Raw genomic sequence first — 25,395 nt, forward strand, 5'->3', positions numbered from 1 at the left:
AGCGCGAAATATCACAAAATGCAGAAACACCAGCAATTTCCGCCGGATGTGCACAGCCCCTACACAAGTATCGCAAGTAATCAGATCGCCTGCACTTTCGGCTGCACCGTCGTCCACACTTCTTGCCTGCGTTTTTCATATGCGTTTTCGTTCGCATTTTGCTCTTTTATCGGGCATTTCTGCGCCATTCAACGATTCAATGCCGCCATAATTTATAATTCGGGTTTGATCACCTTCCCACCGACCGCCCATCATGACCGCCCAAATCATCAACGGAACCCAGCTTTCTCAACAAATCCGCGCCGAAGTGACCCAGCGTGCCGCCGCACTGACCGCGCAAGGCAAGCAACCCGGCTTGGCAGTCATCCTGGTTGGCGATAGCCAGGCGTCGCAGGTATATGTGCGCAACAAGGTCAAGGCTTGCGAAGATTGCGGCTTTTACTCGGTGCTGGAGAAATATGACGGCGACCTGAGCGAAGCGGCTCTGCTGGCCAGGATAGAGGCGCTGAACAAGGATGCCAAAATCCACGGCATTCTGGTGCAATTGCCGCTGCCGGCCCATATTGATGCGAACAAGGTGATAGAGGCCATCGCCGCCGAGAAGGATGTGGACGGTTTCCATATCAGCAACGCCGGCCTGCTGATGACGGGCCAGCCGCTGTTCCGCCCTTGCACCCCTTACGGCGTGATGAAGATGCTGGAATCCATCAACTACCCTGTGCGCGGCGCAAACGCGGTTGTTGTTGGAGCATCAAATATTGTCGGCAAGCCACAGGCAATGTTGCTCTTGCAAGCCGGCGCCACTGTCACCATCTGTAATTCCAAGACCAGGGATCTTGGCTACCATACCCGCAACGCCGACATCCTGGTCGTGGCCACCGGCAAACGGAACATTGTTACCGCCGATATGGTCAAACCTGGAGCCGTCGTCATCGATGTGGGCATGAACCGCGATGATGAAGGCAAGTTATGCGGCGATGTCGACTATGCCAATGCCAAGGAAGTAGCGGGTTATATTACCCCTGTGCCTGGCGGCGTCGGTCCTATGACCATTACGATGTTGCTGGTAAATACTATTGAAGCTGCCGAAAGAAACTGATGATGGAACAAAATCCCCTGCTCGACTTTAGCGACCTGCCCCGTTTCGATGCGATACGGCCGGAACATGTGACGCCTGCCATTGAAGCACTATTGCAAGAAAACCGCGCGGTCATCAGCAAGCTGGAGCAACCCGGGCAACAAGTCAGCTGGGAGAATTTTGTCGAGCCGCTGGAAAATGCCGGCGAAAAACTGGGCCGCGCCTGGAGCATCGTCGGCCATCTGAACGCCGTGGTTGATACGCCGGAACTGCGTGCCGTGTATAACGAAAATCAGCCCGCGATCACCGAATTTTCGACCGAAGTGAGCCAAAACCTGGCCTTATTCGACAAATACAAGGCCCTGCAGGCAAATGCGGATTACGCCAGCCTGCCGCGCGCGCGCAAAACCATCGTCGATCATGCAGTACGAGATTTCCGCCTGGGCGGCGCAGAACTGGCTGACGACAAGAAATTGCGCTACGCAGAAATCCAGGAAAAGCAGGCTGCGCTGTCGACCAAGTTTTCCGAGAACGTGCTGGATGCAACCAATGCCTACGGCCTCTTCATCGAAAACGAAGACGAATTGAAAGGCTTGCCGGAAGACGTGCTGCATGCCGCCAAGGCTGCCGCAGAAAAGGACGGCAAACCCGGCTACAAATTTACGCTGCATTTCCCTTCCTATTTCCCGGTACTGCAATATGCGGATAACCGCGCCCTGCGCGAGACCATCTACCGCGCCAATGCCACCAAGGCTTCGGAACTGGGCAGCAACCCGGAATGGGATAATACGGCCATCATTGCAGAGCTATTGAAGCTGCGCAAGGAAGAGGCGCAGTTGCTGGGCTACCGCAATTTTGCCGAAGTTTCTCTGGTCGCCAAAATGGCCGAATCGCCGGCGCAGGTCAGTCATTTCCTGGAAGACCTGGCGCACAAGGCGCGTCCGTTTGCAGAAAAAGACCTGGCTGAGCTGCGCACGTTTGCGCGCGACAACCTGGGCATAGACGAGTTACAGGCCTGGGATACTACCTATGCATCGGAAAAACTGCGCGAGCAGCGTTATGCCTTTTCCGAACAGGAACTGAAACAGTATTTCCCCGAGCAAAAGGTGGTGGAAGGTCTGTTCCGCGTCATACAAACCCTGTTCGCGGTAGAAATCAAGAACGACGTTGCCAGCGTTTGGCACAAGGACGTGAAGTTTTATCGCATAGAAAAAGACGGCGAGCTGGTCGGCCAGTTCTACCTGGACTTGTATGCACGCAGCGGCAAGCGCGGCGGAGCCTGGATGGATGATGCGCGCGGCCGCCGCCGCACAGCGAACGGCATACAAACACCAGTCGCCTATCTGACCTGCAATTTCAGCGAGCCTGTTACCGTCAACGGCCAGACCAAGCCTGCGCTGTTTACGCATGACGAAGTGATCACGCTATTCCATGAGTTTGGCCACGGGCTGCATCATTTGCTGACGCAAGTGGATGAACTGTCGGTTGCCGGTATCTCCGGCGTGGAATGGGACGCTGTGGAGCTGCCTTCGCAGTTCATGGAGAATTTTTGCTGGGAATGGGATGTGCTGCAGCATATGACGGCGCATGCAGACACCGGCGCCCATTTGCCGCGCGCGCTGTACGACAAGATGATCGCCGCCAAAAACTTCCAGTCCGGCATGCAAACCCTGCGCCAGGTAGAGTTTTCGCTGTTCGACATGCATTTGCATGACGATTTTGATCCAACGGGACAGAAAAGTGCACAGGACATCCTGAATACCGTGCGCGAGCAGGTATCGGTATTCAATCCGCCGGCATTCAACCGCTTCCAGCATTCTTTCGGCCATATCTTCTCCGGAGGCTATGCCGCAGGTTACTATAGCTATAAGTGGGCGGAAGTATTGTCAGCCGACGCCTATGGCGCGTTTGAAGAAGCGGGTGAAACCGAGGGCAGCAGCCTGTCCCGTACTTCCGGCAAGAAATTCCAGTCCGAAGTGCTGGAAGTGGGAGGCTCCCGCCCTGCGCTGGAGTCTTTCAAAGCCTTTCGCGGACGCGAACCGTCCATCGACGCCTTGCTACGCCATAACGGCATGACGACTGTCTGAGAACGCTGCACCGACCAACCGAGTACAAAGGAAGCCAATAAGATGAAAAAGTCACGAACGTCACGAACTTCACACTTCAGCCTGTTGCTACTGTCCGCAGGCATGCTGCTGGCATTGGATGCGTCTGCGCAAATGTATAAATCGGTAGGACCTGACGGCAAGGTGACCTATAGCGACGTGCCGCCTCCACCTAGCGTCAAAAAAGTGGAGCTCAAGCCTATAGGCGGCGGTGCGGAAATCAGTACCAACAACTTCCCTGCTGACCTGGCTGCGGCAGTGAGCAAAAGCCCCGTTTCCTTTTATACGACAACCACCTGCACCGTCTGCGGCGAAGCGAGGAACATGCTGAAAGCTGCCGGCATACCTTTCGTGGAAAAAACTGTCAAAACCAACGAAGATATAGAAAAGCTGAAGCAAGTCAGCGGCGGCGGCATGCTGCCGGTGCTGGTTGTTGGCTCCAAAAAAATGGCGGGCTATGAAAGCGGCGAATGGCGCACTACATTGACCAGTGCCGGCTACCCAGCCAGCAACAGGCTGCCGAAGGACTACCGCTACCCGGCCGCAGAACCGGCAGCACCACCTCCTCCACCAGCAGCGAAGCCGGCTGAAGCTGCCGCACCTGCGACGAATACACCGGCGGCATCCGGCGCGTCTGCCTCAGGCTTCCGGTTTTAATCAGGTTTATCCAGAATGACACGCATAGATTTCCACAGTAACGTGCCGGACAAGATAGGCTACGCATGCCGCCTGATCCGCAAGGCCAGGGTAGCAAAATGCCGCATCGTCGTGTATGACAGCGACAGGGCACAACTGGAACGGCTCAACCAGGCACTGTGGACCTTCTCGGAGCAGGATTTCCTGCCGCATGTCATGCTGGGTGATCCGCTGGCCGCGCAGACGCCTGTGGTCTTGAGCAGCGATGATGAAGCGGCATTCCCGCACCATGAATTGCTGATCAACCTGACCAACCAGACACCCGGCAGCTTTGCCCGTTTCGAGCGCATGATAGAGCTGGTTTCCAATAGCGAGCAAGATACGCTGGCGGGCCGCGAACGCTATCGCTTTTACCAGCAGCGCGGCTACGCACTCACCCACTCTGTCGCTAAACCAACATGAGCAATCCCATAGACGCGAATATCCCGGTGCTGACCGACGTCATCAGCGCGCAGGATCAGCCGGTGGAGAAAGCTGCTGCCCATGCGGGCGCAACTATTGCGCCTGATGCGACTCCACCTCTGTCTCCCTCCGTGACGTCCACCCCGGCGCCTGCCATAGTTGCAGCTACCGTTGCACCACCTGCTGTAATGGCGAAAGCTGATATTCCAGCGCCGCCGCCAGTTGCGGACTCGGCTCCGGCACCCGTTACCAGTCCGCCGCCTATTCCCAATTTCCTGACCAAGCAGGTGGCTCCCGCAGCAGCCCCTGCTGCCGGTACTTCCCCCTTTGGATGGGGCAAACCGGTAGCGCCACCTAGCCCTGCCGCAGCGCCGGAAATATCCGCATCCGCGGTGCCAGCAATCTCGCAGCCAACTTCGCTGACTGCCACGCCGACCGTTTCCGCACCCGCCGTCAGCGAGGAGGAATGGCAGCGGCTGGAACAATCAGTGCGCGAAAATGTGCTGAAGCAGGTGCTCGCCAGGGTGGATTTTGTGCTGGAACACCGGGTGCGCGACAGCCTTGCCGATGTATTGCAGGTCGCGGTAGAGCAGTTGGCGACGGATATACGCTCCGGCCTGCATAAGACCATGGAAGAGGTCATTACCCGCGCAGTGACACAGGAAATTGCGAAGACCAAATTGCCAAAATAAAAGAAATTCCCATCAAAGCTTTGTTTTTCAAACACAGGATGGGAATTTGTTTTTTTGAATAAAATATTCCAGCGCGTTATTGAGTACATCAACAATCAATAACTTTCTACAATCTCCTTATTGATAAGATACGTATAAACAGGAGATTCCCCGTGAAAGTAATCGTCTTAGGCGCCGGCGTCATCGGCACTTCATCCGCCTGGTTCCTGAAAAAAGCCGGGCACGATGTCACCGTGCTGGAACGCCAGCCGGGCGCAGCACAGGAAACCAGCTTTGCCAATGGCTGCCAGATTTCGGTCTCGCATGCAGAACCCTGGGCCAATCCCTCTGCGCCGATGAAGGTCTTGAAGTGGCTGGGCAAAGAAGATGCGCCGCTGCTGTTCCGCCTGCGGCCCGAGCTCCTGCAATGGGTGTGGGGCCTGAGTTTCCTGCGTGAGTGCACACCGGCCAGGACCGCATATAACATCCGCCAGATCGTCGCCATTTCCGAATACAGCCGCCAGACCCTGCAGGCAGTGCGCGCCGAGACCGGCATAGACTACGATTGCCTGACCCAGGGCATACTGCATTTCTACACAGATAAAAAAGATTTTGAAGAATCGCTGCCGGCCGCCAAGCTGATGCGCGACCTGGGCTGCCAGCGCGACTCCATCACCGCCGATGACGTGGTTCGCATAGAGCCGGCGCTAGCTCGCATCCGCGACAAGATCGTCGGCGGCGACTTTACCGCCAGCGACGAATCCGGCGACGTCTACAAGTTCACCAGCGGCCTGGCAAAGAAAGCCGAAGAAGCCGGAGTCCACTTCCAGTACAACACCACGATCACCAGGCTGCTGACCGAAGGCACAGGCAGCGCCGCAAAAATCACCGGCGTGGAAGTCATCGACGCCGAAGGCCGCCACAAGATACTGCGCGCCGACGCCTATGTGATGGCCATGGGCAGCTTCTCCGTGCCCCTGCTGAAACCGCTGGGCGTGAACCTGATGATCTACCCCGGCAAAGGTTATTCCGCCACCTACCAAATCACCGCCCCCGAGGCGGCTCCCGTCGTCTCGCTGACCGACGACGGCTACAAGCTGGTCGTGTCGCGCCTGGGCGACAGGCTCAGGGTAGCCGGCACCTGTGAACTGAACGGCTACACCCGGGAGCTGAACACCACCCGCTGCGAGGCCATCACCCGCCGCACCAGGGAACTCTTCCCTGAAGCCTGCGACTACGACAACCCTACCTACTGGACCGGCCTGCGCCCGCTAACCCCATCCAACGTGCCCTATATAGGCAAGAGCAAGATCAGCAACCTGTTCCTGAACACCGGCCACGGCACGCTGGGCTGGACCATGGGGGCAGGCTCGGGCCGCGCCATCGCCGACATCGTCTCCGGCCTGCAGCCGGACGTGGATTTTGCGTTTACCGGCATGAACAGCTTCAGCCCAGGCAAGATTCTGCAGCCTGCCTAATATAAGTAAGAGCAAGCAACCGAAGTTAAATCTAGGACGAATTGATTTTGACGTTGGGGTTGGGGTTGACTTCGCTTTTGACTTACTCCCGCTCGATGCCCTGTGTCCCTATAGGGAGGGAACATTGCCTTGCAAGGCAATGCCGTTACACAGGCGTGCAGCATGCTGCACGAATTCCCTGTTCCACCGTAGCATTTTGTGCGTCACAGAAAATGGATCAGAAATGAACGTTGTCTGAGGTGTAGCAGGGCTTTCACGGAGCACTGCTCCGTGCCTGCGGAACGGTATCCGCTTGCAAGCGGATATGCGCCCTGCAAGGGAAGCGAGTTTCGTTCATTTCTGATCCATTTTCTGTGATGCAGCAAAATGTGATGGGGCACTGCCCCATCACCCTAAGGGCAAGTCTGCGGTCGCCTTCTTTTTGCTTATTTTTTCTTGGGGCCGCCTAGGTGGCGAAGCAAGAAAAAGTGAGTAGCCGCAGGGCTACCCCCGGCCTGCTCCAACGAAGAGTAAACAAGTTATTCGGGATAAACGTTTAAGTGAAACTACTTACCCGCCCAAGCACACCAAACTGTCATCGAACGCCAACACCAGCGCGTTAACTGCTCACAGGCCTACTTCCCTACCCGCACCGGCAACTCTGCAGCCTTTTCATCAAAAGCAATGCGTGTAGAGAACTTGGCTCGTTTCATCGGAAAGCGGGAGTGAAAATGACGTACGTTGCCGGAGCCGGAAATGACGCGCCGCACAAATTGGTAGTAGGCATCCATGTCGATCACATGCACGACCAGGAAATAATCGTACTCGCCGGACACAAAATAACATTGCATCACTTCGGCTTCCTTGTTCATGCGTGCCTCAAATTCGTGCATGCTTTCATCGGACTGGTTGGTCAGCGAAACCTCAAGAAACGCCAGCATTCCATAGCCCAGCGCAAAGGGGTCCACCATCGCAACGTCAGCATTGATAACGCCCGCTTCGCGCAGTTCGCGGATGCGGCGCAAACAGGTCGGTTGCGAAATGTGAAGTTTGTCGGCCAGGGTCCTGGTCGGAGTCTGATTGTTCTTTTGCAGCAAGTTCAGAAGCTTGCGGTCAACCTTGTCAAGTGCTCGATATTGGGGCATATAAAAAACGATGAAGTTCCAAAAAAACCACACAAAATAGCTATGCGAAACATTTTTTCTGTTGTACCTTCTGGCTATTCAGAAATCTGAATGAGTCAGTTTTGCAGTAAAGTCGTCCTACTTTTTAAACCTTAGGGAGTATGTTCATGTCGTTCAAAACTAAAATGATTCCACTGGCTGGCGCGATTGCATTCGCTTTTGCTGGTACTGCGGCAGCTGAAGATATCGTTGTAAAAATCGGCCACGTAGGTCCTATCTCCGGCGCGATTGCCCACCTGGGTAAAGACAATGAAAACGGCGCCAAAATGGCGATCGAAGAACTGAACGCCAAAGGCGTCATGATCGGCGGTAAAAAAGCAAAATTCGAACTGCTGGCTGAAGATGACGGCGCGGATCCAAAACAAGGCACAACCGTAGCACAGAAACTGGTCGACGCGAAAGTAAACGGCGTTATCGGTCACTTGAACTCCGGTACAACGATCCCAGCTTCCAAAATCTACAACGACGCTGGCATCCCGCAAATCTCCCCATCTGCAACCAACCCTAAATACACACAACAAGGCTTCAAAGGCGCGTTCCGCGTTGTAGCCAATGACGGTCAATTGGGCGGCACACTGGGTCGTTACGCTGTACAGATCAACAAAGCCAAGAAAATTGCTGTGATCGATGATAAGACAGCATACGGCGAAGGCGTTGCTGCTGAGTTCGTCAAAGGCGCAAAATCCAAAGGCGCAGAAATCCTGGTTCAAGAACACACCACTGACAAGTCTACTGACTTCAGCGCGATCCTGACCGGCATCAAAGCGAAAAACCCAGACGTGATCTTCTTCGGCGGTATGGATGCAGTTGCTGGTCCTATGCTGCGTCAGATGAAAGCACTGGGCATCACTGCCAAGTTCATGGGCGGCGACGGTATCTGTACAGCTGACTTGGCCAAACTGGCAGGCGATGCTATCGGCGAAGGCCAAGTAGTCTGCGCGGAAGCCGGCGGTGTTCTGGATGCACAGAAAAAAGCCAATGACGACTTCAAAGCTGCTTACAAGAAGAAATTCGGCATCGAAGTGCAAATCTACGCACCGTATGTTTACGATGCTGTGATGACGATGGTAGATGCAATGGTTCAGGCTAAATCTGCAGAACCTGCAAAATACCTGCCAGTACTGGCCAAGATCCATCACAAAGGCGTAACTGGCGACATCGCATTTGATGACAAAGGCGATATCAAAGACGGCACACTGACTTTGTACACATACAAAGCCGGCAAACGTGAGCTGATCTCTGTTGTAAAATAATTGACGCAAGCCCTCTAATCGAAGGCTAGCCTCACAACGCTGCAAGCCCAGGCTTGCAGCGTTTTTTTATGCGCGAGCACAAAAGGAAGGCCATAAAAAAAGCCCGCAATAGCGGGCTTTTTTCAGTGGTAAAACTTGCGGCAGGATTATTTCTGCGACAGAACCCACTTGACCAGTGTACGGGCTTCAGCCTCGGTCACTTGTGGATTGGCCGGCATAGGTACAGCACCCCATACGCCACTGCCGCCCTTCATGACCTTTTGCACTAGTTTGTCTTCGGCGGTTTTATCGCCGGCATATTTCTTAGCCACATCTTTATAAGCCGGGCCGACAACCTTGTTGGCAACTGCGTGGCAAGCCATACAGTTCTTGGACTTGGCCAGTTCCAGGTTGGCCATTGCCGAACCGGAAGCCATGATTGCTACGGCAGCGCCGATCAATACAGAATATTTCATTGCTCTCTCCAGAGGTTTAGACACTTCAATTCACTGCCTGGCCACCTAACGCTACCCGGCAATCAATTTGCTTATTCTACATGCTTTCTGACATTCATTTTGATCGTCGCAGTATGGACTGACATGCATGGGCGTATTGATTCAACGAACTCAGCGGCAGATGGTTGACTTGCATAAAAATCAAGCCGGATTGACCACGGGGATGTTTACTCTTATGCTAGGCCCAAAGGAGATTTTGCCATGTGGATGATTATTGTTGTAGCCCTGCTCACGCTGTTGAAGTATCTGGAATTTGGCCCCTTCGCCAACCTGTCATGGTGGTGGATAGTCGGGCTGGCTTTCTTCGCCTTCCTGTGGTTTGAGTTTTTTGAGCGCATGCTGGGCCTGGACAAACGCAAGGACCACATGCACTTCGAAAAAATGAAAAAGGAAAGGGTCAAGCGCAGCTTCGACAAGGGCAAACCGCGCCGCTGATTTTTGCCGAAGCTTTGCTGAATCTTTGCTAGGCTCCAGATAAAAAAATGCCGGAAAATTCCGGCATTTTTCTTTGGCAACAAGCTATTCGACGCTGTGGGCTTTAGCCGGTAACAGCACCTTTGCTGGCAGGTGCCGCCAGTGCCGCAAACTTGGCCAGCACGCCACGGGTATAGCGTGGTGCGGGCTGTTTCCAGTTGGAGCGCCTGCGGGCGATTTCCTCGTCCGGCACATTCAGTTGTATCAATTGCTGCAGCGCATCGATGGTGACTGAGTCGCCCTCTTCCACCAGACCTATGGTGCCGCCTACATAGGCTTCCGGGGAGACGTGGCCGACTACCATGCCCCAGGTACCGCCGGAGAAGCGGCCATCGGTAATCAGGCCTACCGATTCGCCCAGGCCCTTGCCGATGATGGCCGAGGTCGGTGCCAGCATCTCAGGCATGCCAGGGCCGCCTTTTGGTCCCAGGTAACGCATCACGATTACGTCGCCAGCCTTGATCTTGTCGCTCAGGATCGCTTCCATCGCGCTGCTTTCATCTTCAAACACGCGGGCCGGGCCGGTGATGACAGGGTTTTTCAGGCCGGTGATCTTGGCGACGCAACCTTCAGGCGACAGATTGCCTTTCAGGATGGCCAGGTGGCCTTGCTTGTACAAAGCCTGCTCTACCGTATGGATGACATCCTGATCGGCGCGCGGCACGTCCGGCACATGGGCCAGTTCTTCCGCCATCGTCTTGCCGGTGATGGTCAGGCAATCACCGTGCAACAGGCCTGCGTTCAGCAAGACCTTCATGACCTGCGGGATGCCGCCGGCCTTGTGCAGATCAGTCGCTACATATTTGCCGGAAGGCTTCAGGTCACAGATGACAGGCACCTTCAGGCGCATGCGTTCAAAATCATCGATGGTCCATTCCACTTCTGCTGCGTGCGCAATCGCCAGGAAATGCAATACCGCATTGGTGGAGCCGCCGGTCGCCATGAGTACTGCGACCGCGTTTTCTATCGACTTGCGGGTAATGATATCGCGCGGCTTGATGTCTTTCTTCACCGCTTCCACCAGCACCCTGGCGGACTCAGCGGCGGAGCCGGTTTTTTCATCATCAGGATTGGCCATCGTCGAGGAATACAGCAAGGACATGCCCAGCGCCTCAAACGACGAAGACATGGTGTTTGCCGTGTACATGCCGCCGCAGGAGCCGGATGAAGGGCAGGCATTGCGCTCCACGCCTTCAAAGTCTTCCAGCGACATGCGGCCGGCAGTAAATTCGCCGACTGCCTCGAATGAAGAAACAATGGTCAGGTCCTTGCCTTTCCACTTGCCCGGCTTGATCGTGCCGCCATACACATAGATGCTGGGCACATTGGTGCGCGCCATCGCGATCATGCCGCCCGGCATATTCTTGTCGCAGCCGCCGATGACGACGCAGCCGTCCATCCACTGGCCATTGACCGCGGTTTCTATACAGTCGGCAATCACTTCGCGCGAGATCAGCGAGTATTTCATGCCTTCGGTGCCCATGGACATGCCGTCGGAAATGGTCGGCGTGCCGAACACCTGCGGATTGGCGCCATTTTCTTTGACGGTGGCAATCGCGATATCCGCCAGTTTTTGCAGGCCGGAATTGCAAGGCGTGATGGTGGAATGCCCATTGGCAATACCGATCATAGGCTTGTCGAAATCTTCCTTCTCGTAACCCATTGCGTAATACATGGAACGGTTAGGGCTGCGGGCCACGCCTTGCGTGATGTTTTTTGAGCGGCGATTGAATGACATGCTGGGTTTCTCCTCAGGATATTTTATTAGTTTGTACAAAAGCCCGGCTTAATCAAGACTATTCGGGGGAATTTGCATGACAAGCAGATTGCCTTGCCTAAAACCATCTGTCAAATATATGATTCATACGTAATTAGGTCGATCCACATATCAATCACTAAGAAGCCGAACACCGTGAATATAGAATTACGTCAGTTGCGCTACTTTGTCGCCGTTGCCGAAGAGATGCACTTTGGGCGCGCCGCAGCCAAACTGCATATGACCCAGCCGCCGCTGTCGCAGACCATACAGGCCCTGGAAGCCGCCTTGGGTACGCCGCTATTTCTGCGCAGCACACGCCATATCGCGCTGACGCCGGCCGGCCAGGCGCTGTTGCCGGAGGCCCAGCGCCTGGTGCTGCAGGCATTGGCACTGCCGCAACTGGTACAGCGTGCCGCCGCCGGCGCCAGCGGCCACCTGTCGCTGGCCTTTGTGTCGATTGCCGACTATAGCGTGCTGCCGCCCTACCTGCGCGAGTTCAGGGCCAGCCATGCCGATGTGCAAATAGAATTGCGCGAAGCCACCAGCGATGTACAGCTGGAAGCGCTGGAAAAAGGGCAAATCGATGCCGGCCTGCTGATACCTCCGTTGCCGGACAGGCTGCACGCGGTGCTGAATTATCAAAAAGTCTTGTCGGAACCGCTGATTCTGGCCGTTCCCGAGGCGCTGGGCGCGCGCAAGAAGGCCGACATGCTGGCCAGCTATAAAGACCTGCCGCTGATCATCTTTCCGCGTAAAATCGCACCTGCCCTGCATGACGTAATACTGGGCCGCTTTCGCGATGAAGGGCTGACACCGCTGATAGGGCAGGAAGCGATACAGATGCAGACCATCGTCGGCCTGGTCTCGGCTGGCATGGGCATCGCTCTTGTGCCACAATCTGTGTCGAATTTAAAACGCCCCGGCGTGCTGTACCATGCGCTGAAGCCGGCAACGGCAACGCAAAACGGCAGCGTCGAGATAGGCATAGCCTGGCGCAAGGATAATGCTTCGCCGGTATTGCAGGCGTTTTTGAAGCTATTAAGAAACTAGGACTTTAGGAAATTATGCTGATACATCCCAATCCCGATCCGGTCGCCTTTGCCATTGGCCCGCTGCAAGTGCACTGGTACGGCCTGATGTACCTGGCAGCCTTTGTCCAGTTCGTCGCACTCGGCCGGGTCAGGATCAGGCAGCCGCACATCGCGGCGCAAGGCTGGAAAAAGGAAGATATCGACGACATGCTGTTTTACGGCGTGCTGGGTGTCATCATCGGCGGACGGCTGGGTGAAATACTGTTCTATAACCCCAGCTACTACTTTTCCAATCCGCTGGAAATTTTCGCGGTATGGAAAGGCGGCATGTCCTTCCATGGCGGCTTCATCGGCGTGCTGATCGCAATGTCGCTGTGGGCCCGCCGGGCCAAGCGCAACCTGGCCGACGTCTACGATTTCATCGCCCCCATGGTGCCGCTCGGCTATGCCGCCGGCCGCCTGGGCAACTTCATCAATCATGAGCTGCCGGGCCGCGTGGCCTCGGCAGACCTGCCATGGGCGATGAAATGGCCGGGCATAGAAGACCATCTGGTCCACCCTTCCCCGCTGTACCAGATGCTGGTCGATGGCGTGCTGCTGTTTGTGATCCTGTGGCTGTACTCACGCAAATCCCGGCCCAGGCTGGCGGTCGGCGCGCTGTTTGTGATGCTGTATGGCTGCGCGCGCTTCTTTACCGAGTATTTCCGCGTGCCGGATTTCGAAGTCAGCTTTGCCGGCATCACGCTTTCCGCCGGACAGATCTATTCGGTCCCGATGATCATAGGCGGCGCCATCCTGCTGATAGGCGCCTACCAGTATGCCGGCAAAAAAGCTGGCAAGAATACTGCGGCCAAAGCCGGATAACACGGCGAACGCCCGAGGAAAGAACCAAGCATGTCTGAAATACGCTGCAGCATAGCCGGCACCATCGCCACCGTCAGCTTGTCCAATCCGGGCAAGCTCAATGCGCTGGATGTCTCCATGTGGCAGGAATTGCGCAGCACTTTCAATGCGTTGTCCGCAAACACGGATCTGCGCTGCGTGATCGTCCAGGGCGAAGGCGGCAATTTTGCCGCCGGGGCCGACATAGAAGAATTCGTCACCGTGCGCAGCAATATGGTCGACGGCATGCGCTACCATACCGAAACCATTGCACAGGCTTTGCATGCGATCGCCAACTGCCTGCATCCGACCATTGCCGCGATTGAAGGCGTATGCGTAGGCGGCGGACTGGAGATTGCCTGCGCCTGTGATATCCGGATTGCATCCCCGTCGTCTCGCTTTGGCATCCCCATCAACCGCCTCGGTTTTCCGCTGGCTCCGGGTGAGCTGCAAGGCTTGCTGGACCTGGTCGGCAAGGCGGCGGCGCTGGAGATACTGCTGGAAGGCCGGGTATTCGACGCAGCCGAAGCCAGGGACAAGGGCCTGATACAGCGCATCGTAGAAAATGTGCCTGACGAAGCGCAGCAAAGCGCCGGCCGTATCTCGCGTGGCGCGCCGCTGGCGGCACGCATGAACAAACAGTTGGTCAACAGGCTGAGCTTTGCCGCCGAGCCGCTGACCGAACAAGAACTGAAGCAGGCCTTTGCCTTCCTCGAGTCGCAAGACTACCGCGAAGGCGTCAGCAGCTTCCTGAAAAAAACTCCGCCCAACTTCACCGGACAATAATGAACGCCAATCTGTACGCCCTGTTTGCCTCCCATTTCCCCGAAGACAAATCAAGCTGCTGCATGGAAACCCATGACGGCCGCTACTATAGCTGGGACGACGTGGAAAGAGCCAGCGCCAAGATGGCCAACCTGCTGTCCAGCCTGGATCTGCAAAAGGATGCGCGCATTGCCGTGCAGGTGGAAAAATCGCCGGAGGCGCTGATACTCTACCTGGCCACGATACGCGCCGGTTATGTCTACCTGCCGTTGAATACCGCGTACCGCGCCGCCGAGGTCGGCTACTTCATCGAGAATGCGGAACCGGAAGTCGTGGTCTGTTCGCCGCACAACTTCGGCTGGGTCTCGCAACTGGCTTTCCAGGCCGGTACCAAACATGTGTATACGCTGGATGCGCCGGCGGAAGGCCGCAATTCCGGCTCGCTGCTGAACCGCGCCATCCCGCATGCAGACAGCTTCCGCACCGTGCACAAGGAGCCGGACGATCTGGCGGCCATCCTGTACACGTCCGGCACCACCGGCCGCAGCAAGGGCGCGATGCTGACGCACGACAACCTGGCCTCCAATGCACTCGTCCTGAAGCAAGCCTGGCACTGGCAAAAAAATGACGTGCTCTTGCATACGCTGCCGCTGTTCCATGTGCATGGCCTGTTCGTCGCCTCGCACGGCGCACTGCTGAACGGCAGCAAGATGATCTTCCTGCCCAAGTTTGATGCCGCACAAGTAATGCAATACCTGCCGCAATCCACCGTCTTCATGGGCGTGCCCACCTACTATGTGCGGCTGCTGCAGGAAAACGGACTGGACAAGCAATCCTGCGCCAACATGCGCCTGTTCATCTCCGGCTCCGCCCCGCTGCTGCTGGACACCTTCAACGAATTCACACGCCGCACCGGCCACACGATCCTGGAGCGCTACGGTATGAGCGAAACCACGATGCAAGTGTCCAATCCCTACCGGGGCGAGCGCAAAGGCGGCACCGTAGGCTTGCCCTTGCAGGACGTGGATGTACGCGTGGTAAAAGCTGACAACGCCCCCTGCTCCCCCAACGAAATCGGCGACATCCAGGTCAAGGGCCCGAATGTATTCAAAGGCTACTGGCGCATGCCGGAAAAAACCGCAGAAGAATTCACTTCCGACGGCTACTTCCGCACCGGCGACGTCGGCCGCTTCGACAAGGAAGGCTACCTGAGCATCGTCGGCCGCAGCAAGGACCTGATCATCTCCGGCGGCTACAATGTCTATCCCAAAGAGATCGAATCCTTCATCGATGAAATGGACGGCGTAGTGGAATCTGCCGTCATCGGCGTGCCGCATGCGGAGTTTGGCGAGGCGGTGACTGCGGTTATCGTGCTGAAGCCCGGTGCGCACTTGTCGGAAGCGGGCGTGATCGCTGCGTTGAAGGCGGAGATTGCCAACTTCAAGGTGCCGAAGCGGGTGCATTTTGTGAATGAATTGCCGCGCAATACCATGGGTAAGGTGCAGAAGAATGTATTGCGGGATTTGTACCAGTAGGTAGGAGTTGTCTGCGTATCTACAACCGATAGTGTTTGCTTAGATTGCTGGCCGGGGGTAGCCCGGCATGCTACTCACTTTTTTTGCTTCGCACCTCGGCGGCCCCCAAGAAAAAGTAAGCAAAAAAAGGCGACCGCAGACTTGCCCTTCGGGTGATGACGCAAGCGTCATCACATTTTGCGCATCACAAAAAATGGGAAATGAACGAAACTCGCTGCGCTCAGACAACGTTCATTTCTGATCCATTTTCTGTAACGCACAAAATGCTGCGTCCCCAGCGGATTAGCGTCAAAAACAACCCCAACATCAAAATCAGGGTGCTGAAATTTTGTAGATTCGTTCTGTGCTAAATTTTAGAGAATCTGGTTGCCGTTGTTTTTGACTTGGTTTTTGACTTGGCCTTTGATTTTGCTGTTGACCTTCAACCGCTCGGAGCCTCGCCGATTGTGCGGTACAGAAAATGGATCAGAAACGGGTGTGTTTGAGCGCAGCGAGTTTCGCCCGTTTCCCATTTTTTGTACCGCATAATCGGGCACCCCGAAGGGGCGAGACTTGCGGTCGCCTTTTTTGGCTTACCTTTTTTGGCGAAGCAAAAAAGGTAAGTAGTCGCCGGGCTACCCCCGGCCAGCGATCCTAAATAACTACACCAGTAGATGTAATTAGAAAAAAGAACAAGGCACGACGCGCCATGAAACCTATTTTTTATCTAATAACTTCATCACCACTTTCCACTCCGCCGCAGTAACCGGCGTAATAGACAAGCGACTCCCCTTCTTCAATACCACCATATCCGCCAGCGCCTCCACAGTCCGCAACTCCTGCAGACTCAGCAAACGCGTCTTGCGCGTCGCCTTCACATCCACCATCATCCAGCGCGGGGTCTCCTGCGTGGCCTTGGGATCGAAGTATTTGCTCTTGGCGTCAAACTGCGTATGGTCGGGATAGGGTGTGCTGGCGACCTCGGCGATGCCGGCGATGCCGGGTTCGGGGCAGCTGGAATGGTAGAACAGGATGCCGTCGCCGACTTTCATGTTGTCCCGCATGAAGTTGCGGGCCTGGTAGTTGCGTACGCCAAACCAGGGCAGGCTGGGCATGGCCAGGGCGTCGTCGATGCTGATTTCATCGGGCTCGGATTTCATCAACCAGTAGGACATGATTATCTGTGTGGTAGTGGAGAACCGAGGTATTGTCGCATCATTTTAAAAAATTGACGCACCAATGAAAAAAGCGGTTGCTTGCGCAACCGCTTTTTGGAAGAAGTCCCCACCAATGCCGCTATGCCGGCATCCTGAACCAGGCGGTTCAAGTTGGCCACAGTCAGTTCAATTTCGGGTTCATCGGACTAGCGACGCTCACGCCCATCGAACAATATTCTACAGCCTATGCACATAAATGGTTCAAGGAATATATGGCACTGGCGAACAAGGCAGGGAATTGAAGTGTACTCCTATCCGGCTTTCTGTCCAATACTTTTTTCGATAAATTTACGCAATAAGGACAATTGTCAGAATAGATTTTCTTGCGGGGTCAGCGCCTGGTCCATCACCTCGTGCATGGAGTTGATCTTCTGTTTCACGTCAGCAATCGACAGGCCGGAAAACGGTCCTTCCGGCGATTTGGTCGCCAGCAGCTCGGTCACCACGCCCAGGGCCGCCATCACGGCTATCCTGTCGGTGCCCTTGACTTTGGCGGCGTCGCGGATGGCGCTCATTTTACCGTCCAGATAGGACACTGCCTGCAGCAAGGCACGGTCCTCGCCTTCCTTGCAGGCCAGCTTGTAGGACTGGCCCATGATATTGACATCGAGCTGTATCATACTGCTTCCTTCATGCGGCTTCCTTGTCGGTATTCTCTTCACCGGGTAATTGTGCCAGCAATGCGGCCACGCGCTCATGCGCCTGCTGCATACGCTGCTGCATATCCAGGTTCTCCGCAGTCAGCGTCGCGGCATCGCGTCGCAGATCGGCATTTTCACGGCGCAGAGAGTGCGCCAGTTCTGCCAATGTTGCGACTTTTTCAGCAAGTAATTCAAATTCAGAGATCATTGCGTCACTATAGTGGTGCAAACCAATACCAGTCAATACTTATTGGCTGCATAGTTTGGGTGAAAGGTGTGTGCGTTGCATGTGCGTTGTATACAGGCTAGTACATACGATAGCAAGCTTATGCAATGTGTCATCCGGTCGTAGCAATTTCTTACCATTGTTTCAGTTTGCCGTGCTACTGGGGAGTAGCGTCCGGCTCGCCTTGCCAATACTCCATCAGCGCTGCGCTGTCATAGCCTTCGCCGGTCAGCCTGACGCCGAGACGGCCCGAATCGGTATAAATAATGACATCGTGCGGATGGTTCTCGCCTATCACCAGATAGCGGCAGGGCTGGCTTCCATGGTTATACAGCGAGTGTCCGGCCTTCTGCCCCGCAGGAAAACAGCAGTACTGCCCTGCGCTCATCAGGTAAGACTGGCCGCCCAGATACAGCGTCACTTCCCCCTCCAGCACCAGCATGTGCTCCTCTTCCAGCAGGTGGTAATGATTGGGGCAGGAACGTTTGCCCGCCGGGAGCGCTTCCAGCCGGGTGCCCACATGGGTCGCACCGCCTTGCCTGCCCAGGCGCTTGAATACATTGGCAAACTTGTCGCCATAGCTGAATTCTTCCCAGGGCATATCGTCCATATGGAAGGGCTCGCGCACAGGGGCTGCATCAGCCACCGGGCCTGCTGCTACCTCATCCTCATCGGGGCCTGCGTCGGGCTCGCCTTCCCAGTATTCCATGCACGCCGCCTTACGGTAGCCCTCGCCCATCAGCCTGACGCCGACACGCCCCGAATCGGTATACACGACAACGTCATTCGGATTGCTCTCGCCTAGCACGATATAGCGGCATACCGCCCTGCTGTGGTTATACAGGGAATGGCCGGCCTTTTGCCCCGCCGGGAAGCAGCAATACTGGCCGGCGCGCATGATGTAAGACTTGTCGCCCAGGTAGAGCGTGACTTCGCCTTCCAACAGGAGGACATGCTCTTCTTCCAGCATATGGTAATGGGTAGGACAGGAGCGTTTGCCCGGCTGCAGTTCTTCCAGCCCCACGCCGACATGCGAGCCGCCGCCGAATTTACCCAGGCGCTTGAAGCGGCTGGCAAACTTGTCTCCATGCGAGAACTCTTCCCAGGCTACTTCATCGCTGGAAAAGGGTTCATAGATCTGCGCTGCATTCATGGACGAACTTCTGCTCATTGCTTTCCTTGTTGACTATCTGGCTGGGAAATCATGGGAATAAAAATTCTACAGCATTTCTTCCAGCCGCCCATCGCCGACGATCAGCGCGCCGCGGATGCGCTTGCCGGCAAACACCTCTGCCAGTGCCCTGCCATAGTCGGCCAGTTGCTGGCGATAATCCGCGCGCTCCATCTCCAGCAGGCGGCGCTTGTAATCCAGCACCCATACCTCATCGTCAAATACGACCACCCGGTCCAACCTCAGCAACTGCTGCTCAAACAGCACATCCATCTCATTGCGGGCATGAATGAAATGCGCAGGATTGAAATAGCGCTCCAGTTCCGGCTGGTCCAGGATGCCTGCAGCCTGGCGCCGTATGGCGACCGCCACATTCATCGCGCAGGGCAGCCAGTCGGCTATCGCTGCGGCATCGGGCACAGTCACCGGCCATGCCTGCTGGGTCAGCCGCTCCATCAGCGCATGCAGCGCAATGCCCTCCACTTGTTCTTCACTCGGTATTTCCACCGCTTCGGCCTCTGCTACCGGCAATTGCGGCGGGTCAAATAGCGCCAGCTCAAAACTTTCTGCGCGCGCCTGGTCTTCCAGCGCGGCGCTCTCGGCCAGGCTCACCACCGGCACCTGCTGCAGCCGCTGATACCAGCTACCGGCAGTGATGCCGTCCTCTACCTTTCTGTTGGCGATGCCGCTGACGACCAATAATTGCTTGGCGCGGGTTGCAGCCACATACAGCAAGTTCCAGTTTTCCTGCGCAGCCTGCGCCTCTTCCGCCTCAAACAGGGCATCGCGCGCGGCGCCGCGCTGGTCCTTGCGGCCAAACACCGAGAAATGCTTGCGCTCTCCGGGTTCCAGCGGCCACTGGCAGAGTATGCCGACCTGATCCTTGGCGGCATCGCTATTATTCGCATCCAGCATCACCACAACCGATGCTTCCAGGCCCTTGGCGCTATGGATAGTGAGTATGCGGACCGCGTCCGCCGCACTATCTACCGTGGATTCATCCGGTGCATCGTTGTCGCCGCCCTGCTGGAAAGCGCCCAGCGCTGCAATAAACTTGGGCAAGCTGGGGTAACGGCCGGCATCCATGTTCAAGGCCAGCTCGGTAAAGGCACTGATATTGCCTATCACCTGACCGCGGTCAGCCGGAGCAGCATGCTGCGCATAGCGCGCCATCAGGCTGCCCTGATGCAGCACCCGGTCCAGCAGATCGTGCACAGGCAAGTCATGCGCTGCCTGCATCCACGCGCGCAGCAACAGCACCGCCCTTTGCAGGATGGGATTTGCACCTTCTTCCACCCAGGCCTGCAGCCGCTTCCACCAGTTGTTTTCAGTTCTCTGCGCCAACGCAACCAGATCCTGGTCGCTGGCATCGATGATGGGAGACTTCAATACATGCGCCAGCGCGCGGTTATCGCCCGGCGTAATCAAAAAGGTCAGCAGCGCGATCAGGTCGGCCACTTCCAGCGCCTCCAGCAAACCGCCGCGCCGGCTGGACACAAAAGGGATGCCCGCCTCGCGCAAGGCCCGCTCATAGGCCGACAAATGCGTGCGGCGGCGAACCAGCAGCATCACTTCCGACCAGGGCAGCACCGTACCCGAAGCAGACAATTGCGCTTGCCGAGCCTGCAGCAGCGCCTTGGCAACTTGCCGCCCTTCATCCAGGCGGCGCGCATCCTCAGCCTCTTCCAGCGGCGTGGTCAGCGGATCGCGCAAGGGGAAACGGCTATCTGTCGGCGCCTGCGCTTCTTCGCTGCCGCCTTCCTCCTCCGCTTCGCTGATCAGCGGCAAGCGCCAGACATCGCCGGCCAGTGGCGACGCAGTAGTCTGCGCCTTATAGATGGGGTTATCCCGCATGCTGTCGTTCAGCACCGCCACCACAGCCTGCGCATTCCTGCGGGTCTGGTTGGTGCGCAGCACATGCGCGCCTTGCGCCTGCAGCAGCTTTTGCGCGGCCAGGAATACCCGCGGCTCAGCCCGCCGGAAACGGTAGATCGATTGCTTGGGGTCGCCAACGATGAACACGCTGGGACGGCCTGCGTCATCGCCGTAGGCATCCAGCCAGGCTTGCACAATGCTCCATTGCAGCGGATTGGTGTCCTGGAACTCATCCAGCAAAATATGCTTGTAGCGCGCATCCAGCCGGCTATGCAAGTAGGCCGCGTACTCGTCATTGCTCAGCAAGCGGTAGGCTTGCCATTCCAGGTCGGCAAAGTCAAACACGCGCTGGTCGGATTTCAGGCTCTGGTAGCAATCCAGGTAGGCCGCCCCGACGGTGAACAGCGCTTCATTGATACTCAGTACGAATTTTTCACTGCTGCGGCGCTCTAGCAGCCTCAGGGTTTCAGCCAGCGCCGCGCATTCGTCTTCGAAAGCGCTGGCGCTATCCGGGCCTATATGTTTTTGTATAGCCGCCGCCAGCCCCTTGGTGCCGGTATTGTGTGAGCGCAGGCCGCCGGTGCCGGTAAAGAAGCCGTCGCACAGTGCGCTGAAATTCTCCAAGCTGGGGCCGGCTGTCAGCGCACTCTCTATCTTGACGGCGTTCTTTTGATTCGGCACCGAACCTTCGCCCAGAATGCGCGCCAGCATATCCAGTCGCGAGCGCAGGCCCGTATCTTCCCACAGGCCCAGCCGGGCATCGCGCTCGGCATCCAGGCCGCACATGTCCCGCAGCCAGTCCAGCGGCTGGCCGTCAAACTCATTGTCGGTGGATGCCCACCATTCCGCGCGCTTGTCGAGGAAAGCGTTCATCATCTTCTGCGCATTGAAATCGCCGACCTCGCGGTACAGGAATAGCAAGGCCTCTTTCAGCGCCGCATTGTCTGCGTCTTTCAGCGACTGCATCAATTGGCCATAGGCTTCGCGCTGCAGCTCGCCGGTGGCTTCCACCAGACTGAAGCCGTGCGGCACGCCGGATGCAAGCGGCGCCAGTTGTATCAGGCGCCCAAACCAGCTATGGAAAGTGTCCATCGCCAGCGATTGCGGACTGGACAAGACCTTGTCATACAGCCGCCGCGCCAGCGGCAACACTTGCGCCAGCTCATGCGGCTTGATGCCGCGCTCGGTCAACAGCACCGCCGCCGTCTGCTGGTCTGCCAGCGCCAGCTCCTGCAATAGCTGCACCAGGCGTTCGCGCATTTCCTGCGCCGCCTTGCGGGTAAACGTAATCGCCAGCAGCTCGGCCGGTTCTGCGCCGGCCAGCAACAGGCGCAGCATGCGCGCCACCAGCAGCCAGGTCTTGCCGCTGCCGGCACAGGCCTCTACCACCACCGAATGCTGGGGGTCGCAGGCTGCTGCGGTAAAACTGGCCGTATCGGACGGCGCGCCATTGATTTCATAGGCCGGGGGAGCCGCTGCCGGTGTCGACTGTGTCTGTGCTAATGCGTGCTCAAGCATCACCAGGCTCCCTTGCGGCACAGGCCGCGCATATCGCAGTATTGGCATACCGATTCCGTGCCCTGCGCCGGTAAGGGCGCGGCCTGCTTGATGGCTTGCATGTCAGTGATGATGGCTGTTTCCAAGGCTTCTGCCCATTCAGTAAATTCCTTCGCGTCGGCAGAGCCGGTCTTGCCCCTGTCCAGTTCCAGCGCAACATAGCTGGCGGTGGTCACCGGCACATCCGCCATCAGGCCGTAAAACGGCAATTGATGGTCTTCGCCGTCCTTCAGGCGCTTGCTCAGCGCGGCCTGGGTCCTGGTCTTGTAATCCAGCACCGCATATTCGCCGATCTCATTCTTGTCCAGCCTGTCTATGCGCCCGCGCAGGGTCACCGATCCGTCCGGCCAGCTCAGCGTGCGCTCGCGCCAGGCCTCACCCAGCTCAAACTGCCAGCCAGCCTGCTCACGCTCCGTAGCCCATATGACATAGCTGGGTATCACTTTTTCCCAGCGCACGCTGTAGCCCAATGCAGCAGGGCTTTGCTGCAGGATGCGGTCGAACTGTGCCTTGGAAATATCGCGCAATAGCTGCTCCCTTTGCTCGGCAGGAGTTTGCTGCTCCAGTAAGGCATCGTGATATTTTTTCAGGATCGCATGCAGCCAGTCGCCGTAGTCTTTTTTCTCCGGCATATCGGACAGCGTATCGATCGCCGCCAGGCCCAGCATGCGGCCGGCAAAGAACTGGTAAGGACAGGCCACCAGGCTGCTATAGCCGCTGGCCGACAACGTGACCGGCGTCAGTTGCGGTGCGGCCGGCCGCGGTTGCACAGGGGCCATCGCGGGCAGCGTTTGCTGCGGTATCAGCGCGGTATGCGTGGCCAGCGGCGGCTGGCCGCTGCGCTGCAAGGTCAGGTTCAATTGCGCCAGCCAGGGGCTGACGGGATTGTGCTCGCCGTCCAGATGGCCCTGCCAGGACAACACGACCTCTGGATTGGACAACAGCAGCTCGGCAAAATCGCGCAATTGCTGGCGCTGCCTTGCCTCCCGCGTGACCAGGCCGCACTCGCGGCGCACCGCATTGGTAAAGAACAGTACTTCCTGCGGTTGCGACGGCAGATGCGTGGCATCGGCACCGACCAGCAATACCGCATCAAAGCTACGCAGGCGCGCGCCGTTCAGCGGCAGCATCATCACGCGCTTGTCCGGCCGCGCCACGATGAAAGGTGCGCTTTCCAGTTGCAGGTTGATGAAGGCGCGCCACTCGGCAAACGAGAAAGGCGCTTCCATGTGCTGGCAATCGCTGCTCAGGGATTGCAGCAGCTTGATGATCTGCGCACCGGCATTGTCGGCCTGCAGGCTGGCGAACATATTCAATTGTTCCAGCGCCTGCAAGCTGCTCGCGCTCCATTCCCGCAGGCTGCGGCGCGCAGCAAAGCTGGATGCCTGGCGCGACAGGCCGGCGATCCACTGCCGCTCCTGCGGTAGATTGTTCAGGCTATACAGGATGGCATCCCAGCCGCCGACCACATTGGCTTTGCGCAGGGCCAGCTCTATATGCATGACCAGGTCGGCCTTGTCGATTTCCTGAGGTACGATGCCTTCCTGCTCGCCAGCATCCGACTGGAGACCGGCGGTCAAATCTGCGGCCAAATACGGCGACTTCAGCAAATCCAGCAAGGCTATCGTATCGGCGCGTGTGGAAATCACCTCAAACCAGGCTGCCAGCGCGGCGGCGGCGCGGGTGGTAGACAGTTTCCAGCCGGTCTCGTCGGCGACGAATACCTGCGCCCTTTCCAGCAGTGCGCGTATGCGTCTTGCCACCACGCGGTCTTGCGCGATCACGGCAATATCCTGCTTGCCGGCCTGCAGCCAGTGCAGGATGGTTTGCGCGCCCTGCTGCGCCTCCTCTTCCAGCGATGCAGTTTCGCACAGCCGGATATGCGAGGTGTCCGCCACCTCCAGCGCAAATTGCGGAGGCCGGTTCGGCACGGCTTCTATCATGCTGGGCCAGGCCGGTGCATAGGGCTGTGCCAGCGCATCGTCGCGCCAGTCCAGCAATACCGGCAGCACATCCCGTGTCTTCGCATAGGCCGTCAGGAAGGCGTCTTCCATCGCATCCGGCGCGGTGGGGCTGATCCAGACCATGTTTTCGCCGGCCTGCCGGGCAATCTGCATCAGTTTCTGGAAACGCTGCACTGCAGCATCGCTATCATCCAGCTGGCTTTGCCATATCGTCCACACCAGTTGCGCTTCTTCGGACAGGATTTTTTGCGTGGGCGGCGGCATTTGCGCTAGCGCGGTATGCCAGCGCTGCTGCATGTCTTCCTTCCCAGCCTGTACCGCCGGCAGCAGCGCCAGGCTCAGCTCATCGGATAAGGTCAGCAGGGTCTGCGCCAGCGGCAGCAGATCGGTGTTGCGGCGGGCGGTGAACAGTTTTTTCAGCCATGCATGCTGGCGCAGCTCGGCGTACAGGCCCATCAGGCGCTCGCTGCCGGCGGTAGGACGCGGCACGCCGGCCAAGGGCGGCAGCATGCCCAGCCAGGCAAACATCGTATGCACCCGCGGCGGAATGAAATTGCCGCCGATTTCTGCGCCCAGCGCTTTCAGGAACAACTGCGCATGCTCAAAGGTAGGCACGACCACCCTGATTGCCGAATAATCACGCCCCTGCTGATCCGCCCAGTGAAGGCGGCCGGCCGCCTGGGCAAATCTGCGCGCGGCCTGCTGCCAGAACTGGCCGGAAGCTGCAATCAACTCGGGATGGTGTCGCATTGTGTTTTCATTCACTCTAGGGACGACCATTTTATGCGAGCGGCCACAGGAATTGCCCGGCTTTCCACACATTTAATAAAAATCGGTTATTATTTATCCCATAGCCTGCCATATGACACCTTCCAGTCTAGCGATGCCGTGCAAACCACGTCATTTGATCTATTGAATTCGCGTGGAACGCCTCCAAATTCTATTACGCTAGACCAGAAGCTCGGAATGCAGTCACAAT

General features: G+C 57.1%; 21 protein-coding genes and 1 other RNA gene. 12 read left to right on the forward strand and 10 right to left on the reverse strand.

Annotated features, from left to right (window positions below; translation table 11 throughout):
* Positions 1 to 253 precede the first annotated feature (253 nt).
* The 6 genes from folD (at position 254) to IEW12_RS12305 (ending at position 6,430) form a co-directional block, all read left to right on the forward strand.
* Entirely contained in the window at positions 254 to 1,099 is an 846-nt protein-coding gene (folD, locus tag IEW12_RS12280; protein WP_188566321.1) for a bifunctional methylenetetrahydrofolate dehydrogenase/methenyltetrahydrofolate cyclohydrolase FolD, read from the forward strand.
* The gene (locus IEW12_RS12285) at positions 1,099 to 3,165 is read left to right on the forward strand and encodes a M3 family metallopeptidase (RefSeq protein ID WP_188566322.1); all 2,067 of its coding nucleotides are present in this window, start codon (positions 1,099 to 1,101) and stop codon (positions 3,163 to 3,165) included. Before folD ends, IEW12_RS12285 begins: the two co-directional genes overlap by 1 nt.
* Before the next feature lie 42 nt (positions 3,166 to 3,207).
* Positions 3,208 to 3,840 carry a glutaredoxin family protein gene (locus IEW12_RS12290; protein ID WP_188566323.1) on the forward strand — a complete coding sequence of 211 codons (633 nt, stop codon included), beginning with the start codon at positions 3,208 to 3,210 and terminating at the stop codon, positions 3,838 to 3,840.
* 15 nt (positions 3,841 to 3,855) lie between these two features.
* On the forward strand, positions 3,856 to 4,281 hold the full coding sequence (locus IEW12_RS12295; protein ID WP_188566324.1) for a DNA polymerase III subunit chi: 426 nt from the start codon (positions 3,856 to 3,858) through the stop codon (positions 4,279 to 4,281).
* Complete coding sequence (locus IEW12_RS12300; RefSeq protein WP_188566325.1) at positions 4,278 to 4,973, forward strand: DUF2486 family protein; 696 nt, start codon at positions 4,278 to 4,280, stop codon at positions 4,971 to 4,973. Before IEW12_RS12295 ends, IEW12_RS12300 begins: the two co-directional genes overlap by 4 nt.
* A 152-nt stretch (positions 4,974 to 5,125) precedes the next feature.
* Complete coding sequence (locus IEW12_RS12305; RefSeq protein WP_188566326.1) at positions 5,126 to 6,430, forward strand: D-amino acid dehydrogenase; 1,305 nt, start codon at positions 5,126 to 5,128, stop codon at positions 6,428 to 6,430.
* 614 nt (positions 6,431 to 7,044) lie between these two features.
* Here IEW12_RS12305 and IEW12_RS12310 read toward each other — a convergent pair.
* Positions 7,045 to 7,554, reverse strand: a complete 510-nt coding sequence (locus IEW12_RS12310; RefSeq protein WP_188566327.1) for an Lrp/AsnC family transcriptional regulator — start codon at positions 7,552 to 7,554, stop codon at positions 7,045 to 7,047.
* A 146-nt stretch (positions 7,555 to 7,700) separates the two neighbouring features.
* On the opposite strand from IEW12_RS12310, the gene IEW12_RS12315 reads away from it, so the two are divergent.
* Complete coding sequence (locus IEW12_RS12315) at positions 7,701 to 8,846, forward strand: branched-chain amino acid ABC transporter substrate-binding protein (RefSeq protein WP_188566328.1); 1,146 nt, start codon at positions 7,701 to 7,703, stop codon at positions 8,844 to 8,846.
* Between the two features lie 146 nt (positions 8,847 to 8,992).
* On the opposite strand, the gene IEW12_RS12320 is transcribed toward IEW12_RS12315, so the two are convergent.
* Positions 8,993 to 9,301: a c-type cytochrome gene (locus tag IEW12_RS12320; RefSeq protein ID WP_188566329.1), complete on the reverse strand. Its 309-nt coding sequence runs from the start codon at positions 9,299 to 9,301 to the stop codon at positions 8,993 to 8,995.
* Positions 9,302 to 9,541: 240 nt separating this feature from the next.
* Between IEW12_RS12320 and IEW12_RS12325 the strand changes: the two genes are divergently transcribed.
* Entirely contained in the window at positions 9,542 to 9,775 is a 234-nt protein-coding gene (locus IEW12_RS12325; RefSeq protein WP_188566330.1) for a TIGR04438 family Trp-rich protein, read from the forward strand.
* Between the two features lie 103 nt (positions 9,776 to 9,878).
* Here IEW12_RS12325 and ilvD read toward each other — a convergent pair whose 3' ends face one another.
* Entirely contained in the window at positions 9,879 to 11,552 is a 1,674-nt protein-coding gene (gene ilvD, locus IEW12_RS12330) for a dihydroxy-acid dehydratase (RefSeq protein WP_188566331.1), read from the reverse strand.
* Between the two features lie 174 nt (positions 11,553 to 11,726).
* Between ilvD and IEW12_RS12335 the strand changes: the two genes are divergently transcribed.
* From IEW12_RS12335 to IEW12_RS12350, 4 genes are read left to right on the forward strand one after another with little or no spacing between them, the layout of a single operon-like run.
* Positions 11,727 to 12,623: a LysR family transcriptional regulator gene (locus IEW12_RS12335; protein WP_188566332.1), complete on the forward strand. Its 897-nt coding sequence runs from the start codon at positions 11,727 to 11,729 to the stop codon at positions 12,621 to 12,623.
* A gap of 14 nt (positions 12,624 to 12,637) precedes the next feature.
* Positions 12,638 to 13,468: a prolipoprotein diacylglyceryl transferase gene (gene lgt / locus IEW12_RS12340; protein ID WP_188566333.1), complete on the forward strand. Its 831-nt coding sequence runs from the start codon at positions 12,638 to 12,640 to the stop codon at positions 13,466 to 13,468.
* A gap of 30 nt (positions 13,469 to 13,498) precedes the next feature.
* Complete coding sequence (locus IEW12_RS12345) at positions 13,499 to 14,272, forward strand: enoyl-CoA hydratase/isomerase family protein (RefSeq protein ID WP_188566334.1); 774 nt, start codon at positions 13,499 to 13,501, stop codon at positions 14,270 to 14,272.
* On the forward strand, positions 14,272 to 15,786 hold the full coding sequence (locus IEW12_RS12350; protein WP_188566335.1) for a malonate--CoA ligase: 1,515 nt from the start codon (positions 14,272 to 14,274) through the stop codon (positions 15,784 to 15,786). Before IEW12_RS12345 ends, IEW12_RS12350 begins: the two co-directional genes overlap by 1 nt.
* 695 nt (positions 15,787 to 16,481) lie before the next feature.
* Here IEW12_RS12350 and IEW12_RS12355 read toward each other — a convergent pair.
* From IEW12_RS12355 to IEW12_RS12390, 7 genes are all read right to left on the reverse strand, one after another.
* On the reverse strand, positions 16,482 to 16,940 hold the full coding sequence (locus IEW12_RS12355; RefSeq protein ID WP_188566336.1) for an EVE domain-containing protein: 459 nt from the start codon (positions 16,938 to 16,940) through the stop codon (positions 16,482 to 16,484).
* Positions 16,941 to 17,042: 102 nt separating this feature from the next.
* Positions 17,043 to 17,222, reverse strand: a non-coding RNA gene (gene ssrS / locus IEW12_RS12360) — 6S RNA.
* Between the two features lie 68 nt (positions 17,223 to 17,290).
* Entirely contained in the window at positions 17,291 to 17,602 is a 312-nt protein-coding gene (locus IEW12_RS12365) for a cell division protein ZapA (RefSeq protein WP_188566337.1), read from the reverse strand.
* 10 nt (positions 17,603 to 17,612) lie between these two features.
* Positions 17,613 to 17,831 (reverse strand): DUF904 domain-containing protein, encoded by a 219-nt coding sequence (locus tag IEW12_RS12370; protein WP_188566338.1) that lies wholly within the window; start codon positions 17,829 to 17,831, stop codon positions 17,613 to 17,615.
* A gap of 175 nt (positions 17,832 to 18,006) precedes the next feature.
* The gene (locus IEW12_RS28825; protein WP_229751066.1) at positions 18,007 to 19,020 is read right to left on the reverse strand and encodes a cupin domain-containing protein; all 1,014 of its coding nucleotides are present in this window, start codon (positions 19,018 to 19,020) and stop codon (positions 18,007 to 18,009) included.
* Between the two features lie 48 nt (positions 19,021 to 19,068).
* Positions 19,069 to 22,461: a UvrD-helicase domain-containing protein gene (locus tag IEW12_RS12385; RefSeq protein WP_188566339.1), complete on the reverse strand. Its 3,393-nt coding sequence runs from the start codon at positions 22,459 to 22,461 to the stop codon at positions 19,069 to 19,071.
* Positions 22,413 to 25,166, reverse strand: coding sequence for a PD-(D/E)XK nuclease family protein (locus IEW12_RS12390; RefSeq protein ID WP_188566340.1), 2,754 nt, complete (start codon positions 25,164 to 25,166; stop codon positions 22,413 to 22,415). Before IEW12_RS12390 ends, IEW12_RS12385 begins: the two co-directional genes overlap by 49 nt.
* Positions 25,167 to 25,395 lie beyond the last annotated feature (229 nt).

It is taken from the genome of Parundibacterium terreum, from assembly GCF_014636315.1.
Classification (GTDB): domain Bacteria; phylum Pseudomonadota; class Gammaproteobacteria; order Burkholderiales; family Burkholderiaceae_D; genus Undibacterium; species Undibacterium terreum.